The 16,053-nt window shown below is 43.2% G+C and carries 24 protein-coding genes; 4 read left to right on the forward strand and 20 right to left on the reverse strand.

Annotation, left to right across the window (positions count from 1 at the left end; genetic code table 11):
- Positions 1–10: 10 nt before the first annotated feature.
- The 6 genes from LU351_RS05515 to LU351_RS05540 all read right to left on the reverse strand — a co-directional run bounded on the left by LU351_RS05515 (position 11) and on the right by LU351_RS05540 (position 4,547).
- Positions 11–700, reverse strand: coding sequence for a phage virion morphogenesis family protein (locus tag LU351_RS05515; RefSeq protein ID WP_232593058.1), 690 nt, complete (start codon positions 698–700; stop codon positions 11–13).
- A 13-nt stretch (positions 701–713) separates the two neighbouring features.
- Positions 714–1,202 carry a phage tail protein gene (locus LU351_RS05520; protein ID WP_232593059.1) on the reverse strand — a complete coding sequence of 163 codons (489 nt, stop codon included), beginning with the start codon at positions 1,200–1,202 and terminating at the stop codon, positions 714–716.
- A 35-nt stretch (positions 1,203–1,237) separates the two neighbouring features.
- Entirely contained in the window at positions 1,238–1,705 is a 468-nt protein-coding gene (locus LU351_RS05525; RefSeq protein ID WP_232593060.1) for a head completion/stabilization protein, read from the reverse strand.
- Positions 1,706–1,837: 132 nt separating this feature from the next.
- On the reverse strand, positions 1,838–2,524 hold the full coding sequence (gene gpM / locus LU351_RS05530) for a phage terminase small subunit (RefSeq protein ID WP_232593061.1): 687 nt from the start codon (positions 2,522–2,524) through the stop codon (positions 1,838–1,840).
- A 48-nt stretch (positions 2,525–2,572) separates the two neighbouring features.
- The gene (locus LU351_RS05535) at positions 2,573–3,619 is read right to left on the reverse strand and encodes a phage major capsid protein, P2 family (protein ID WP_232593062.1); all 1,047 of its coding nucleotides are present in this window, start codon (positions 3,617–3,619) and stop codon (positions 2,573–2,575) included.
- Positions 3,620–3,710: 91 nt separating this feature from the next.
- Positions 3,711–4,547: a GPO family capsid scaffolding protein gene (locus LU351_RS05540; protein ID WP_232593063.1), complete on the reverse strand. Its 837-nt coding sequence runs from the start codon at positions 4,545–4,547 to the stop codon at positions 3,711–3,713.
- 15 nt (positions 4,548–4,562) lie between these two features.
- On the opposite strand from LU351_RS05540, the gene LU351_RS05545 reads away from it, so the two are divergent.
- From LU351_RS05545 to LU351_RS05555, 3 genes are read left to right on the forward strand one after another with little or no spacing between them, the layout of a single operon-like run.
- Positions 4,563–4,712 carry a hypothetical protein gene (locus LU351_RS05545; RefSeq protein ID WP_232593064.1) on the forward strand — a complete coding sequence of 50 codons (150 nt, stop codon included), beginning with the start codon at positions 4,563–4,565 and terminating at the stop codon, positions 4,710–4,712.
- 28 nt (positions 4,713–4,740) lie between these two features.
- Positions 4,741–6,558, forward strand: coding sequence for a terminase large subunit domain-containing protein (locus LU351_RS05550; protein WP_232593065.1), 1,818 nt, complete (start codon positions 4,741–4,743; stop codon positions 6,556–6,558).
- Positions 6,559–6,584: 26 nt separating this feature from the next.
- On the forward strand, positions 6,585–7,592 hold the full coding sequence (locus tag LU351_RS05555) for a phage portal protein (RefSeq protein ID WP_232593066.1): 1,008 nt from the start codon (positions 6,585–6,587) through the stop codon (positions 7,590–7,592).
- A gap of 30 nt (positions 7,593–7,622) precedes the next feature.
- Here LU351_RS05555 and LU351_RS05560 read toward each other — a convergent pair whose 3' ends face one another.
- The 5 genes from LU351_RS05560 to LU351_RS05580 all read right to left on the reverse strand — a co-directional run bounded on the left by LU351_RS05560 (position 7,623) and on the right by LU351_RS05580 (position 11,049).
- Positions 7,623–7,994, reverse strand: coding sequence for a hypothetical protein (locus LU351_RS05560; protein WP_232593067.1), 372 nt, complete (start codon positions 7,992–7,994; stop codon positions 7,623–7,625).
- A 256-nt stretch (positions 7,995–8,250) separates the two neighbouring features.
- Positions 8,251–8,883 (reverse strand): hypothetical protein, encoded by a 633-nt coding sequence (locus tag LU351_RS05565; RefSeq protein ID WP_232593068.1) that lies wholly within the window; start codon positions 8,881–8,883, stop codon positions 8,251–8,253.
- A 93-nt stretch (positions 8,884–8,976) separates the two neighbouring features.
- A complete protein-coding gene (locus LU351_RS05570) occupies positions 8,977–9,447 on the reverse strand; it encodes a hypothetical protein (RefSeq protein WP_232593069.1) in 471 nt (156 codons plus the stop codon).
- Between the two features lie 137 nt (positions 9,448–9,584).
- On the reverse strand, positions 9,585–10,514 hold the full coding sequence (locus LU351_RS05575) for a hypothetical protein (RefSeq protein ID WP_232593070.1): 930 nt from the start codon (positions 10,512–10,514) through the stop codon (positions 9,585–9,587).
- Positions 10,515–10,605: 91 nt separating this feature from the next.
- Positions 10,606–11,049: a hypothetical protein gene (locus tag LU351_RS05580; protein WP_232593071.1), complete on the reverse strand. Its 444-nt coding sequence runs from the start codon at positions 11,047–11,049 to the stop codon at positions 10,606–10,608.
- A 253-nt stretch (positions 11,050–11,302) separates the two neighbouring features.
- Here LU351_RS05580 and LU351_RS20650 point away from each other — a divergent pair, with 253 nt between their 5' ends.
- Positions 11,303–11,557, forward strand: coding sequence for an ogr/Delta-like zinc finger family protein (locus LU351_RS20650; protein ID WP_269783304.1), 255 nt, complete (start codon positions 11,303–11,305; stop codon positions 11,555–11,557).
- 30 nt (positions 11,558–11,587) lie between these two features.
- On the opposite strand, the gene LU351_RS05590 is transcribed toward LU351_RS20650, so the two are convergent.
- The 9 genes from LU351_RS05590 to LU351_RS05630 all read right to left on the reverse strand — a co-directional run bounded on the left by LU351_RS05590 (position 11,588) and on the right by LU351_RS05630 (position 15,968).
- Positions 11,588–11,836, reverse strand: coding sequence for a hypothetical protein (locus LU351_RS05590; protein WP_232593073.1), 249 nt, complete (start codon positions 11,834–11,836; stop codon positions 11,588–11,590).
- Positions 11,837–12,040: 204 nt separating this feature from the next.
- Positions 12,041–12,607, reverse strand: a complete 567-nt coding sequence (locus LU351_RS05595; RefSeq protein WP_232593074.1) for a PIN domain-containing protein — start codon at positions 12,605–12,607, stop codon at positions 12,041–12,043.
- A gap of 1 nt (position 12,608) precedes the next feature.
- Entirely contained in the window at positions 12,609–13,058 is a 450-nt protein-coding gene (locus LU351_RS05600) for a helix-turn-helix domain-containing protein (protein ID WP_232593075.1), read from the reverse strand.
- A gap of 176 nt (positions 13,059–13,234) precedes the next feature.
- Positions 13,235–13,537, reverse strand: coding sequence for a hypothetical protein (locus tag LU351_RS05605; protein ID WP_232593076.1), 303 nt, complete (start codon positions 13,535–13,537; stop codon positions 13,235–13,237).
- Positions 13,538–13,884: 347 nt separating this feature from the next.
- Positions 13,885–14,328 carry a hypothetical protein gene (locus LU351_RS05610; protein ID WP_232593077.1) on the reverse strand — a complete coding sequence of 148 codons (444 nt, stop codon included), beginning with the start codon at positions 14,326–14,328 and terminating at the stop codon, positions 13,885–13,887.
- Between the two features lie 164 nt (positions 14,329–14,492).
- Positions 14,493–14,792, reverse strand: a complete 300-nt coding sequence (locus LU351_RS05615) for a hypothetical protein (RefSeq protein ID WP_232593078.1) — start codon at positions 14,790–14,792, stop codon at positions 14,493–14,495.
- On the reverse strand, positions 14,789–15,103 hold the full coding sequence (locus LU351_RS05620) for a helix-turn-helix domain-containing protein (protein ID WP_232593079.1): 315 nt from the start codon (positions 15,101–15,103) through the stop codon (positions 14,789–14,791). Before LU351_RS05620 ends, LU351_RS05615 begins: the two co-directional genes overlap by 4 nt.
- A gap of 120 nt (positions 15,104–15,223) precedes the next feature.
- Positions 15,224–15,544: a hypothetical protein gene (locus LU351_RS05625; protein ID WP_232593080.1), complete on the reverse strand. Its 321-nt coding sequence runs from the start codon at positions 15,542–15,544 to the stop codon at positions 15,224–15,226.
- A 25-nt stretch (positions 15,545–15,569) separates the two neighbouring features.
- Positions 15,570–15,968 carry a hypothetical protein gene (locus LU351_RS05630; RefSeq protein ID WP_232593081.1) on the reverse strand — a complete coding sequence of 133 codons (399 nt, stop codon included), beginning with the start codon at positions 15,966–15,968 and terminating at the stop codon, positions 15,570–15,572.
- Between the last annotated feature and the right edge of the window lie 85 nt (positions 15,969–16,053).

Consider the following 16,053-nt stretch of genomic DNA (forward strand, 5'->3'; position numbering starts at 1 on the left):
ATGAGTGAATTCAAAGCTGTTGAAGTGTTTCATCAAATACCGTTCTGATGTGCTCATTAATTTCGGGTTCATCTACCCCTAAAAAACTTCGAGCTGGGGTGACAATGACCTTCTGTTTTCCACTCGCTTTTCTTTCTTTTGCCGCTTTGGAAGTGCCCCGCATTTCACTGAGAATAAGCCCCGCACGACCAATGGTGTAATTTTCCATAATCCAACGAATCGACGCATTGGCGTAACCTTTGCCGTTTTTACGAGGGCGTTTAAACCCTTCTTTTTTTAAGGCGACTGCTTGTTTTTTAGTGGCCGGGTCATCGTAATAGGCTTTGTCGAATTCCCGCTGTTTGCCACTGTCATAACGGTGTTCATGCCCCTGCTGATGACGGTGTGCAATCTTTGCGGTTTTGCGGCTCTGGTACCCAACGGTGCCTTTTTCTGCTGTAGCCCAATTTTTTAATTGTTTACTCAACCCTCGAAGCATTTTGCGCTTTCGGCGTTTCGACCCTTTGCGATCTTTCCGCTTGCGAGGGGCGAACTTTCTACCGTCTAAATCTTTTTGTGTGCGTATTCTGGCTTTACTGTTTTTCTGAACCGAACGTGTGATTTTTTTAATGACACGACGGCGATTTTTTCGGGACAACTCCAACAATTGTATTTGCCGCTTTAAATCCAGCGCACCGCTAACACTCACCACCTCACTCATGGTTTACACCTGATTAATTAGGCCGCGTATAGGGGGCGTCGGTGGCTTGTGTGTCGTCGGTGCCTATCGCAGCACTGTCTGCCACATCCATCACCGGGGTATCAATGCGGTAACGGGTTCCACTTAATTCAAATTCACCGTTGTCGTCTTCCACCAAGGTCACCGGTTCGTAAAATTCCACTTCGAATGAAATCGATACGGCTTGATTCTCTGTAGGTTCAACCTCAATTTCAGGGTCATCCAATTGATTCACATCACGATCCGGATCGTTTTCATACAACCAGGTCACGATGTGCGCAAACCAATAAACAGGGTTGGTGGTCACTCGATCAACTTCGAATTGCGCGGTGTAATGCACCTCACACAGCACCAAACCGTTACCCTGTTGCCGTGCGCGTAATTCCAATTTTACGGACTCGGCCCAGCTGTCTAAATTTTCTTGTGCGCACAATTGTTGGCTTAATAAATACCGGGTTAACTGGGTGAGCTTTTCAAAGACCATAAGCACCTCATCACAAATACCTCACAATAAAAACCTCACAACAAATGCATCGAATAACTGCCCGGTTTATCCAATATCTTTCGTACCCATCGTTGGCTTTCGTTAAACCAATGGGCTTCATTGTGCTCACTCTCAATGGCGGCGTGCTCTGCATTGGGTGTGCGGGTCATGGTGGCAAACTGTGGCAACAGCAGAGCTTTAGCTCGACAAAAAACGGCGCGTTTGTAATACATGACCAGTACATTTTCACTGTCCATCACCACACCCACCACCTCACTGAGTTGCTTTGCACCGCGCAGTGTCCATTCCATTTTGGCCTGCAATAATTCCTGGTTCACTTCCACCATGGCCAACTCAATATGCACGGTAACGGTGTCTTGATAAAACTCCGAAGGAATACGGTAATCTCTCTGAAAGTCGCCCAGAATCAAATCAGGGTAAAAACCATCATTGTGGATGTCGACATTCAAGTACTCGTCGCTTTTGCCCGTCCAGCCCGCCATAACATTCTCCCAACAGCACAACGCCAAAGTGATTGATTCGTTCAATAAAAACAGCGGGCAACGGTTGCGCAATTCAACCTAAAAATGAGTTTTGTCGATTGCTCACCGTGCCGCTGCGGTGGTAGGGAGTCGTTACGTGGGCTTGATACCCAATTTCGTTCTGGCTTTATCTAGCCGCGTTTTTTGGCCATGGCCGTCTGGGTTGATGTTCATAGTCAATGTGCACCAACGAATACAATCGTCCCACCGTTCTTCTCGTTCGGCGTACATGGCCAATTTGGAATACACCCGCGAGGCCAAAATTAATTCATTCACCGGCCATTGCTGTGAGGCAATCAATTCGCCCACTTGGCTTAAATAAGGTTCGGCACTGTCGTTGGCTTTGAATTTTTTCTCCGCCCAAGTGACTAAACCTCGTACATACATATCCACCAGTGGTGACGAAAAATTCGAAGGCGGTAATTGATCCTGCTCTATCGCCAAGGTGGCATACGTCATGGCTTGATCAACATCGCCGATATCAAATAGCCAAAGCGTTATCCAGACCAACACCGGATTCTTATAGTTACGGCCACTGGCTTGATAGTTTTCTAAGTAGGGTAAAAATTCCGGTATCTTTTCTTTTTTAATGGCAATTTTTTCTTGCTCATTTTTGCCAGACAACAAAGAGCGAATGCTATCTAATGCCTGTTTCATTAACGGAAAACTCGAGGATATTTCCGTCATGGGTAGAATGGTTTTGCTTGAAGCAGATACATTCACTTTCATTAAATTTTTCGCTTTCTGTGTTTTTGCTCGTAAACGCTGTGCGGGTGTCATGGTATTAGTCTCTGCCTTATCGAATTAATCAAAAACAATTAGGCGCCTTTACGCCCAGCCACCGCTACCATCGGGCAATTGCACATTTTTAAATTCGATCATGGCGCAGGCTTGTTCATCTTCCACCACGTAATCCACGTTCATAGAGTGATAATGCTCGACGCGATCACGCTTGGCGTTGTCTTCGATTTTTTGGCGGATACTGCCCGACTGAATGTACATACTTAAGTTACTCAATGGGCCAACCCAAATCCCCCGAGACGGGAAGAACGTTTCCGACTGCGCCGGTAAGCCACCATACGTTCGAGTAACCCGCTGATTTTCGATGCGTTCTTTTTCCGAAGGGGTTTCACCTTGGGCCACGTACAATTGCGATTTATCTAAGGCCAATAAATCCCGCCCGATAATCGCCACCAGGTCATCACGCTCGCGGTGTACATCGTGCAATAATTGCAAACAATCGTGCACCGCTGCATCCAAGTTTTCGTAATCGCCGTCTTTACCAATGCGGACAACCCCCGAGCCTTCTGCCCCCTCGGTAATCACTTGGGTGACCACCCCGTCCATTTCATATTCCCGCAGTTTTTGTAACCACCCTTTATTCACGTCTTCGCCATTGGTATTGGTTTCGGGGTCGGTTTCGATGGCGATGGATTCGCCATACCACCCCACCATAATTTGTGAGAGCGCCGTTTGGTGACGCGTCCAATTTAAAAAGCGATTGGCAAAGTCTTTAAACTTGGCCCAGGCATCAATGGTTTCGTATTTAATAAAATAATCGAATTCCGTTTTATGGCACTCGTAGCCTTTACTGCCCAACGACAACGGGTTAAGCGGCTGACGATCTCGGTCATTGGTGTTCGTGCGCTTGGCCAACATGCCACTGGCCGAGCCTAAAATTTTCTCACCGCTTTTTTCATCGGGTGTGAGCACATTAATTTTTTGTAAAAAATCCGCACTCTCAACAATTTTATCCACCAGCGTTTGTTCAATGGTCGGCTCAGCGGTGAAGTAGGTGCGGGTATCGGAGGTGTTGTAGGCTTTCGCAATACCCGCCGTCAGTTTATGAAACTTTAATTTTGTTTTTTCTTTCATGGTTGTCGTACCTTATTCATTCTTTAACGGGCAAGCGGAAACCGCCGAGGTGATAACGTCGTGTGTTTATGTAGTAAAAAACGGGTTATCGTTAGATGTATTGGTCTGGTTCTTCGCCTTCACCACCCTCTGGCACGAGTGTTTGAGGCTCTCTGGTTTTTTCCAAGGCAGTAATTTTTTCTTGCAATGCATTGAAATTGGTTTTCAATTCCTCATGATCCGCTTTTAGCTGGGTGTACTGATCGTCCGTGTTATCGTCAGCACTTTCGTCAGTGTTTGGTTTTAATTCGGCAAGGGTGTCATTAATCTTGCTAAATTGTTCATCCAAGAGCGGTGACAAAGTGGCCGATAAGCCAGCGGTTAAGGCGCTAAGTTCTTCAGGTTTCATATCATCCTCGGACTCTTTTGGTTTTGTCTTTAAAAAATTAAAGTTAGATAAGAAATGCTTTTTAATGGAATCCACCGTGTTGAACACCTCACCTTGGTACACCTCCACACCGGCCAAGGCAGGATTTGAACTGAACTTTAATTCCGTCGTACCGGCACTGGCTTGGTCGTCCGTCGCGCCCAATCCGCCCAAGTAATAGTCGAACTTGCCGTCCATAAAATTCTTGTTGACTTCAATGGAACAATTGACGTATTGCCCTTGGCGGTTCAATTCAATTAAAAAGTCGTTCGGGGCCAAAATCGCGAGTAAATGCATTTCACCCTTAAGATGGTCATTGGTGGCCGCTTCGGTTTTAAGGGCTAACACTTTTCCGCCATTGTCGAGAAAACGATAGTGGTCTAACCAAATCTTGGCGGTATGCACTTCCCGGTCGTAATTATTGGCCATGGCTTCCAACCATTCTTTTTCAATCACACGGCCATCCACCGTGGCGCCACTGGTGGCAATTTTGACCCAACCGGTTTTTAACTCTCTTGCCATAAAGGGGATCTCAAAATGTTTACATCTGCGTTATCGATGGGATTACTTTACGACTTTTTTTACCGTTCAAAAGCGGTTCTGGTGTGCTGTGGTGTGATAACGGGCCTCATCACACTCCAGCACACCGAAAGTAGTCATGCCTCTCAATATCACTTTGTAAGATAACCTCAACATTCATCACGAAGAGTTGGTTATGCCCTCTGCTTATTCCCCCGAGATTCGTCGCCAGGCACGACAACTGTATATACAGCGCTACAGCCCGGAAGACATTGCCAAGCAATTGGGCATTAACAGCGCGCGTACGATTTATTACTGGGCGAAGAAAGAAGAATGGGAGAATCACGTACCCCATAAAACACTAGAGGAGCTGTACGTACGACGTATTACCCTACTGGTAAACAAACCCAATAAAACGGATGCCGACTACCGTGAGCACACGTTTTTGAGTGAGCAGTTATTGCAAGCACAGCAAATGAAACTCAAAGACACGCAAATCGAAAAAGAAAAAGCCATCATCGAGCAGATACGCAACGGTGAAAAACCTTTACCGAATGCCATACAAAACGATTTAAAAGGGGAAGGCAAACCCGCACGAAAAGAGAAACGCAAGCGTAAAGTCAAAAACGACATCAGCCACATTACCGAAGAACAACTGACCGAGATTCGCAACGAATTATTTCAGACCTACCAACTGCGCTGGTACGACAACAAGCACCACCGTAATCGATTTATATTAAAAAGCCGTCAAATTGGGGCGACCTATTATTTTTCCTGGGAAGCCTTGGAAGATGCCATTCTCAGTGGGGAGAACCAGGTGTTTATTTCCGCTTCCAAAAAGCAGGCGGAAATTTTTAAAGGCTACATCGCCGCCTTCGCACACAAGTACTTTGATATCACCTTAACCGGCGAAACACCTACCCTCAGTAATGGCGCACAGTTTCAATTTGGCAGCACCAACGCACGCACGGTACAAGGGTATAACGGTCATTTGTATGTGGATGAAGTTTTTTGGATACCGTCCTTCAAAGACTTAAACAAGGTCATCAAACCCATTGCCTCTCAAAAGCATTTGCGTAAAACCTATTTCTCAACGCCCAGCGTGGAAAGCCATGGCGCCTTCCCGCTTTGGTCTGGCGATGAATGGAAAAACCGACCACGGGGCAAGGCCGAAAAAACCAAGCGTGAAAAAGTGGAATTTGATTTATCTCATGCCACCTTAAAAGAAGGGCACCTTGGCCCCGATAAAATTTGGCGCAATATCGTGACCATTGAAGATGCCATCGAGCAGGGTTGCGATCGCTTCTCGCTGGACGACATCAAAGAAGAAAATACCGCGTTTGAATACGACCAACTTTATCTTTGTAAATTTATGCGCGAAGGCGAGAGTGTTTTCAAGCTGGACTCATTGCTGGCCTGTGCTGCCAATGCCGATACCTGGACAGACTTCAACCCCAAGGCCGAACGCCCCTTTACCAACTTCGCGGTGTGGCTCGGTTACGACCCGGCACGCCGGGGTGATAAATCCATGCTGGTGATCGTGGCGCCCCCTGGTAAACCGGGAAAGCCTTATCGTGTGCTAGATAAAATGAGCCTTTCTGGCTCTTGGGAAAACCAAGCCGCACGCATCCAAGAAGTCACGCAACGCTACCAGGTGGATTTTATCGGCGTCGACAGCACCGGCCCCGGCATGGGCGTGAGTGAAAAACTCACCAACCAACACCGTAATGTGTTGCCGCTGCATTACAGCCAAGATTTAAAAACCGAATTGGTGCTACGGGCCCAAGGGTTAATTGATGCCGGGTTATTAAAATGGCCCGAAGACTACACCGACATCGCCCAGGGCTTTTTACAAATCCGACAAGAAGCCACCAAGCACGACAACATTACCTACGTGGCAGACCGCAATAAAACGGCCGGCCATGCCGACGCCGCCTGGGCGATCATGAACGCCTTGGCCAACCAACCCCTTACCGGCCCAGGCAAACCATCCACCTGGCACTTGGCCAGTTAATTCAACAATACTAACGTGAGGACGGTATGACACACGCACGCCCCCGCCAACGGGTTTACGCAGAATACAGTGAACCCAAAACCATGGCCTTCAGTTTTGGTGACCCACAAACGGTGCTGGGCAGCCCGCTCACGGATTACGTGGGGTTAATGACCTTAGACAATGGCCGCTATTTTGAGCCGCCCGTAAGCCTTGTTGGTCTCACCCAATGCATTACCGCCAATGCCTTTCATGAAACTGCCCTGCACTTTAAAAAGAACTTATTGTGCAAATGGTATATGCCCACCCCCGCCTTCCCCCTCAAAGAATTTAAACGCTGCGCCTTTGATAAAGCCGTGTATGGGCAGTTTTATTTACAGCGGTTGTTTGATGGCTTCGGGCGGTATGTGGGCGTGCAACACATTAGCGGCGTGAATTTACGAAAACTCACCAACGAGAAAAACCAGTACCTTAAACTAATGCCCACGGGCGAAGAGATACTCTTCAAGCCAGACGAAATTATTCACTGGAAAGATTACGACCCCCAGCAAAACATTTACGGCAAGCCGGATTATTTAGGCTCGCTGCAAAGCTCGTTATTAAATGAAGGGGCGACGTTATTTCGACGCCGCTATTACGTGAACGGGAATCATGCTGGTTACATCCTCTACACCGCCGACCCGGATATGAGCCCAGACACCGAAGAGAACATTAAGCAGGCCGTTTCCGGCACGAAGGGGCCGGGAAATTTTCGATCCTTATTTGTGAATATTCCGAAGGGGCGAGAGAAAAGTATTCAAGTGATCCCCATTGGCGACATCAGCCACAAAGACGATTTCGAGCGAATCAAAAACATTACCCGCAATGACATACTCAGCAGCCACCGCATCCCCCCGGCCCTGGCATCCGTGATGCCAGAGAATGGGCACGCGGGGGATATTGAGAAGATTTCCGGTGTGCACTATGAGAATGAAGTGGTGCCCATGCAGCAGGCAGTGCAGGAGGTGAATGATTTTTTACCCTTAGAAGGGCAAATTAACTTCATCAATGTTTAAATTTTTCTTGCTATGTAATACAAAAAATAATTAACAATGCTCAAAAATAAACACCAACCAAAAAAAAGAAAGCACCAAGGGACTTAAAATATACGGCCCCAAAAAATTATAAATGTAATAGAGTTTTTCACTCTGAAACTTTTCTGTTATTGGTGAATCGCCTTCATCTTTAGGCCACGAAATATGAAGCTTCCATTTTACATTTGCACTTAATAGTGAAACTGCCAATACTGACAGGCTAACTAAAATACCAACCGCTGGAACCCATTTTATAATGTATGCATAAGCCTCTGGTTTCAGTCTTGTGATTGCTGTTATTAAAAATCCGTTAAATGTTAACAAGGTGGCCAATCGCCAACTCGCGAGACTGTCCTCTCTTTTTAGCTTTTCTTCGTGCTTCAAAACGATATCGCTCCCTTATCACATAACGAGACTATAGAAAAACCCTAACACTATCTCTCGGCTAAATTTTTAGATAATTCTACGCGAATAAAATACTTTTTAGTGGAGCAAACTACGTAAAGAATCACAACTTTTAATTTAAAAAACGTTCTAAGTCATGAAGTGAAACTTTTTCTACAGCCTCAACACCTCAATAACCGGCACAACTTTGCTGCGTTCAGCGCCGTAGGCATGTAGTTGATTGACTCATTAGCATTTAATATGTTCGATTTCTATAAAGTGTAAGATTGTTATCCTTTGCTACAGATAGCAATTCTTCATAGACCTTATTATAATCGTCGACTCCTCGCATTTGAGACCAGCTTGAAATCATCATATCTTTCTTCTCTTGAGAAATATAAGGAGTAATAATTCTCATATGCTGCTTAAAATCCAGGATAACGTTTAGAACGGTCACCTCTCCCGCTATATATAAAAGCCCATTGAGCAGATAAAAAAGAACCATTACTCGTACCAGTAAAAAAACCTTAGAAGCCCATGAGGGAGTGTCGCTATTTATGTTCAGCGGCTTCTCCTCAGGAGGATTACTTTGCTTATTTTCTTTTAATTTTTTCTTAATCCTTCCTGATATCTCGAGCCAGCCAATGACTATCACTACAAAAAAAATAATCATTAAAAAATATGAATAATTCGTTGACTCTAATGTCGCGGCTTTTGCGTACCTAGAGTCAACAAAACCCTTCAGCCATCCAAATGAGTAACTCCCCGCCCACGTTAATATAGACCAAGAATAACTCCAAAGTACTGTAGCCATAAGCGAGCTAATAACGCCATAGAAGATAGCTGAAAGCCTGACATCTGAATGTATATTTTTTAGGAGTCTCTTCATAATCACTCTTTATTTAAATTTGCTACGGAATGCTAACGCCCGTAACACCGGGAAAAGTTTTGCAAAGGACCGCGACATAAGCACCTGCCCCTACTATGCCTTTATTAAATTAAGAAAATCCTGACCTTCAATTATAATTTCTGAATTGCCAAACTTTAAAAACTCACCTGTTTTAGGATTGACCAAAGTTGCACTAATCATTAACACAGCTCTCTTACTAGAAGTGTCAATTGATACTATTTCAACCGAAACCCCAGTATCATGCCTTGATGACTGAACATAATACTTACCAGCCCACGTTGCATTGACCGATACCGTTTTATCGCTCCTTAATTTAGATGACATAACGTAGCCAGAATTAATATTTGATCGATAAAGGGTAACATAAATATAGTTCGTATCGTTTGGGCCAACAGCTATAGACACTGCTGGAACCTCATTTAAGGTAAAGTCAGAATCTGTTACTAGCTGAATTTTTTTTACAATGATAGATTCAATCCCGTTATCGCAACCACTGAGAATAGCACCAAAAAATAGAATCAATAAAAATCTCGACATTTTCATATTATCTCTCTGCTTTGAAACGTAAAACCCAATTCAGTTATCCTTTAAGAAGGAAACTTTGGGTAAAAATATTAGAATCACCCCCCAAAAGTGGAGCACAAAGTACCAACTGGACACACTTCTGAAGTCATCCGAATTCACACACTATCCCTACAAAGTTGAATTTCTTGCTCTGCTTTAGATAAGCTTCTCTCTAAATTTTTCTTTTTTACATCTACTTTACCAGAAACATAACCCACACCAAGAAGAACCAATGCAGTCATTGAAGTTCGAGTATGAAAGGCCCCACTAGGACAAAATGGAGCGGATATTCCACTACCCAAAATATCACCATACTTATTACTACTATCATCCCTCCATCTTTGAACCTCTCCATTCCATTTGGCAGTAAAAATTGAACCACTCTGCCCTCTGCCTGTAGGCTGCCTCCGCCTAACTTCTTCTATTTGATACCTCTTGGCTTTAATAGTATTGATGATTTCATCAAAAGCATCCAAGGTAGAAAGCTTTTGACTTTTTGTCATAGCTGGTGGACTTACACCGTTAGATTGAATGTCAAATTCGTATCTAAATGGCTGGAATAACCTTTCACCTTTATATAAATTACCCTTTCCTTTTTCTGATATTGAAAGGTAATACTTACCCACCAAATGAGATTTCCCATTATGTGAAAATTTTTCCGTAACCCATCGCCCATTAGTTATGAAACCAGAGCTTCCACCAAGGTTGTCTCCGTCAGAATTTTCAAGAAACAAGAAGAGTTCATTCTCTTGAGAAAGGTTTGATGCAATTTCAAAGTAAAGGTAGCCTTTGTCATCTATTTTATGGTCAACACTGATGTAGATTTTCTCTTTTTCTTCCAAATTAATAGTCTTATCATCTGAGCTATCTTTTGGAGCAGCAACGACAAGTGCAACGATTGAAAGAAAAAAAATAACCGATGACTTACCAAATGCTTCAGCACGAGTTTTTTGCCTAATCAAACTCGGCTTAAAAAGCCCAGCAAATATGGACAAAAAAACTAAAAAAGAAAACAAAAATAATATCACAAAAACAAAATCCCTCATCAGCACCCCCTTATTTATCATTTAAAGTTAACTGTTACCTCAACGCCTTAATGAACCGAGACACTAGATTTCAGCTTGATTGATTAATTTATTATGTATTTTTACCACTTTTCCCTAAGCAATCATCATAACTAAATTGTAGAGTACCAAGAATGGTCTCTATCGGATCTTTACCCTCGCGAATTATTTTAAACACATCATGCTTTGTATCATTCGGCAGCAAGTATATAAATTCAACAGCTCGTAGATAGAGTAATTTTTGGAGCTCTTTGTTATTTGATTTTTCTTCACTCGTTGCTTTTAGATCTGAGGCTTCTTTAATAGCTAATTCAACTTTTGAACAATACTTTGTAAATCTTTCGATTTCAGCTTTTACCTGTAGCAACTCTAATTGATTTGCTTGTCTATAACGCTCAAGTTCATAGTTCCGTTCTTGCTGTATTGCATTAGCTTCATATTGAGAATACGTTGCATAGATCGAAACTAGAGCAGTTGCCAATATACTCACTATTGCGATCCAGTCACTATTCTTCATGCGTTAATCCTCTTAATTGCATAACGCTTAGCAAACAGCACATACCACATCATCTTAAATGACACCACATATGCCATTCTCTATTTTCGCGGATAATACTGCATACCTCGTTTGCTCTTCAAATAAAATATTTTAAGCCTCTCACCAACCCATTGAACCCATTAGATATGCTTGAGAACAATTGTATATTCAATGGATAACTATTATCCTTAAGAAAAATTCACGCGCCAATTTTTCCTCTCATTCGTCGTATATGAAAATTAAGTGCACTGAGTGCCAGCACGTCTCAAGAATTACGCACACCAAACCGCAATCAGAAAGTACAACTGACCTATATTGCGATTGTGGTCATTGCGGGCATCGGTTTGTGTTTACGTTGTCGTTTTCTCATACGGTGCAGCCGCCGACGTTTGATGAGTCACGCTGGTTGTTGAATACGGTGAGGAAGTTAAGCGACGACGATAAGAAGGAGTTGTTGGGCGAGCTGTTGGGGGAGTTGACCAAATAAAAAAAAGCGCCCTGGGATGGGCGCAAAGCGCTACGGGGTGCAGCTTGGGTCTTGTTCTTCCGTGTGTTTTTGAAAGGTGTCGACAACTTCTTCTAACACCTGTGCCGCGCCCAATCGCGACGCTTCGGTGAGTTCCAGTTGGCCGATACTTTCCCGTACAAAATTTAATTTGGATAACGCATTTTCTACTTCTGTTTTTTCAGACGCCGCCAGTTGTGATGCTGACAATACCGAGTTTAAGCTGAGAAAATCGTTTTGTTTCTTTGGCGATAGTTCCATCGTGATCATTCTCTTTTTTAATTCATTACGGTAGAGACAAGAACACTTTAAAACGGGAATGAAAACGAGTACATAAAACAGAAGTGAATTTGTCCGGAATTCCGGACAAATTAAATTTGAGCATGATTTTTAATCATTAAAAATAATCAAATGACACGAAATACCACATCAAATAAATACAGAGAAAACTATACGAAAAAAACATTATAAAATATGGCCAAACTCTCTCGCTTCTGCCACGAATTTAATCAACCCTTGAGCCTCAAGAGTTTGTAAATATTCCTCTATCGTTTTTGGTGGATTCTTCAACCGTTTACGACAGCTACGCAATGAGACAATAACAGCGCTCTTATGAAGATCTATTTGATGCATCAAAAAGTCATCAGGAGATAAAGCTTCAATATTGTATTTTTGTAAGGAGGATGGAGGGAAGTCTTTTAGATTATGGGTCACAATAACTTGTGAATGACTCTTTATCGCAGCGGCCAATACATGGCGGTCGTTTTTGTCTGGCAAAGTCAGACTAGGGATTAAATCTTGATAGTCAGTCACCAAGCAGTCAGGGACCGCTTGGTGCATCATGGAAATGGTATTGCGCAACTTTGCTTCGGATAAGTCGGGCCTATTTTTGAGTAAATTACGAAGCCACTCCTCATCAATTTCTTTTGTCCACCAAGCTTTAAATAAGCCTGTGTAGGCCAACTCAATTAACAGGTCTCTTAACGGTGCTGGGTAAAACACATTCGCATCAAACAGAACACTGAAAATCAAGTTAATACCCCAAGTCTAACTCTTGGGATAATTTAGCCAACTCATCAAGGCTCTCTTCCCTCGCTTTCATGATTTTATTTTTATATTCCAGAACATCCCCAATTTTAATACGGCGATGAGTCCCGGCCTTGTAAAAGGGTATTTCCCCTTCTTCTAACAGCTTCACCAAATAAGGGCGAGAAACATTTAATAGGTTAGCCGCTTCCTGTGTGGTTAATTCCGCATGTTGCGGCATTACCGTTACCCCATTACCCAGCGCCATTTGTTGCAGAATATCTTTCAATAAACGCAGTGCCTGGGCAGGCAAAACAAGATCTTGGTTGCCCAATTTCACGTGAGCCCTATCCTGTTCAGGGTGTTCCTTTAATAACTTCGCCAAGGCCGTCGCGCTGGTGCTTGAGAGGCCTCTCATCTCTTCTGAAGCAATGTAAGTCGCATCATTCGCCTGCATGATTACCCCCTTGTCGCTGCCAACATGCAATTTAGTTGCACATTAGTGTAATCGAAATAAACGAAACGAACAACAACTCGCCTCCTACCGGTTCCCAACAACGGGAACCAATGGGATGGCAAAAGGTGATACCGCCAAAGGCCCGTACCATGGGCGTTATCACCCCAACTACACCATTAACAACGGTGCATATTCTGGTACAACCGAGCCAATAATATTCCAACGGCTTCGCTTAAGTTGCAGTTCTCATCAAAGGGGCCGAGATTATTGATAGAGAGGCATTCCAGTATGTCGACGATGGCTTTGGCTTCCGAGAGGTTTTCGTCGCGCTCGTCTCTGTTGAAGGTGGTTTGTGCATTTTCCGAGTGAATAAAGGCGATACTTTCGCCAGACTCGTCGAGCAGCATTAAACCTTCGCCTTCGGTGAAGTGGCGGATTTGGGCAGGGGTAAGGATAAGGGTCGTTGATGTGGTGTGCATAATAAATACCTTTGTTTTGGATTTTATAAACCACCCTCTACGCTGCTAAACGAAATAGGTGGCGAGCTGAATGGCGTTAGCAGAACCGGTACAAAGGGAACCGGCCCACCCGAAGGCGGCACCAGACAGCCCACCATAAACATACAGGCAGGACTTACCAGGCACAAAAAAACACGCGAGCGCGTGTCTGTGCTCCTTTGTAGTTTTCCGGCTGCTAAACCAGGCACTGGATTTTGCCAATGCACTATCAGTATACGCTGGTTTGAGTATTTGTGAAGTGGTTTTTGCTGGTTAAGAGTGGCTTGTGTATTTTGGCGGGGGAATCGTCGGAAGAAAAAAGAGCGCTACTAGCGCTCTTTTTTAATTTCTTCATTATCTTCAATATAGTATCCCAATAGCGCATGCACCGCAGCCGAAAGGAAAACAATACAAGATAGAAAGGAAATCGCATTGTAAATTGTTGGATAAGCATAATAAAAAATCATGACATCCAAACCTGTTAGTTTTCTTACAACCCTCTCGAGCAAAGTTGCAAAAACAAAAATTGCGGAAGACCCATAAAGCAATACTAAAGTTATCTCATGCCTCGTAATGTGATATTTTTCATAACTAGGCCTCACAAAATTAGCAGCCCAACGAGGTAAAATGTAAGAGAGTTTCTCAGCAATAACTCGCCTTTTCATCAACCCAATAGCAGAAGTCAAATCCACTAAAGTAACAATCACATAAAACCAACCTCCCAAAGCAGGCAAGTCAATTTTTTGCCTTAAAATCAGGAAAGTTAAATCCACAAAAATAAGATACCCTAATACGAAGCGTACATTAGGGCACCTTAAACTCATCAAAAAACATAAGCATAAAAAAATCTGATAAATGTATTCTGTATAGAAACTATTTGCGTTAAAAAAACTTACATATTCGTTTAGAAAGTTCACCAGCCTTCCTCAAAAATTTTTCACTCTGGTTTTGGCTGTTCACCGCTACTATTACCAAGCGTCGAAATCAATTGATCACCTTCGATATAATCATTTGCCATCACTCTTAATGACTCATCAACATGACCATAATCTGATCTAATAAGAATTTCATTTGTTGTCAAATCAATATAACCCCACTCCTCCAAACTGGTTAGACAAACACCAACATCATCTTGAGTGAGACAAATATTTTCAACTTCCCCAGGCAAAAGAACACTTCCGTTATCTTCTGCTCCAAAAATTTGGGCCAAAAGTAAATAAATTAAAATTTTACTCATTTTGTTTTCTTCCCATTCAATCGTTTTAATACTGGCTTTAAGCTAAACGATGCCTTATCCCAGCCATATTCAGCCATTAATCGTAGAAGAACTAAACCATCAGGACGAACATCATTATCCTTTTCATATTCATAAGCAGTCGTTTTACTCACATTTATAAATTCGGCGAACTTACGCATATTTGAGTAGCCTAAGCCCAAACGCATTGCTTTTACAAAATTTGCCATTTCCTTATTTGACATAAATTCAAAAGGATCGAGCCGCTCTTCACCTCCTGACTTTTGCTCCCCCTTAATATTCTCATCAGACACTAGAGTTAATCCTCAATGTATACCATTGTCGCGATAAACAATAACGTAGCAATTGCAAGGTTACCTCAATAAAAATAGAAAATTTTGCAGTTTTTTACTATGTGATTGTTATTCGATCATTTAATGACATTTCGGTTTTTCCTTCTTTGTGAGCATGAGGTATTCGGCGACAGGGTTAATATTCTCAAAAACATATTTCAGCCCCTTTGCATCCACGGCTTTATGGGCAATACGGTTGGCGAGGTTTAATGTGGTGGCGTACACCGCAATGCTCTCTTTGGTGTAGGCGCCGTATTTTAAAATTGAGATATGAATTTCCTCCCCCAACCCATGAAGCGCGGTAACGGCAATGGCGGCATCAAAGGGGGCGCTGGCTGTTTTTGAAAAGGGGTCGATTTCCAGAACGGTGCAGGTGTCGGATTCGTCTAGTCGAAATTTCATCGTGCTTCCTTTATTGGGGTAGTAGTTATTGAGTTAGTAGTTCAAATTGATTGCCGTTGCGGCAAATTTTCTCGTCTGAAAGTAATTGGTCGATAACGGGTTTGATTTTGTGGTGCCCGCCAGGGATCACCTTTGCCAAAATTAAATCGCGCTTGAGAGTAAAAGTAGAACCAAATTCACCGTCCAAAATTCGCTCATAAAGCCCTCGTTGCTGTCGGTTTAAACGGCTGGGTTTCGATTTCGTTTTGGGTTTAAGTTTAGGCGTAGGTTGCGGTTTAAACTCTGAAAGGTTTAAGGGTTTAGCGTTCGTTTCGGGTTTAAGTTTAGGCGTAGGTTGCGGTTTAAACTCTGAAGGGTTTAAGGGTTTAGCGTTCGTTTCGGGGTAAACGCCAAACCAACAACCTCCTACAACCCCACCTTCCAAACCAATAACCTACAGTCTCCACCCAAAGGAGACTACCATGCCAAAATACCGCCGTTACAACTGGCCTCACCTCTTGTCAGAATTC

Origin of the sequence: Marinibactrum halimedae, from assembly GCF_021234875.1 — a bacterium.
GTDB lineage: Bacteria > Pseudomonadota > Gammaproteobacteria > Pseudomonadales > Cellvibrionaceae > Marinibactrum > Marinibactrum halimedae.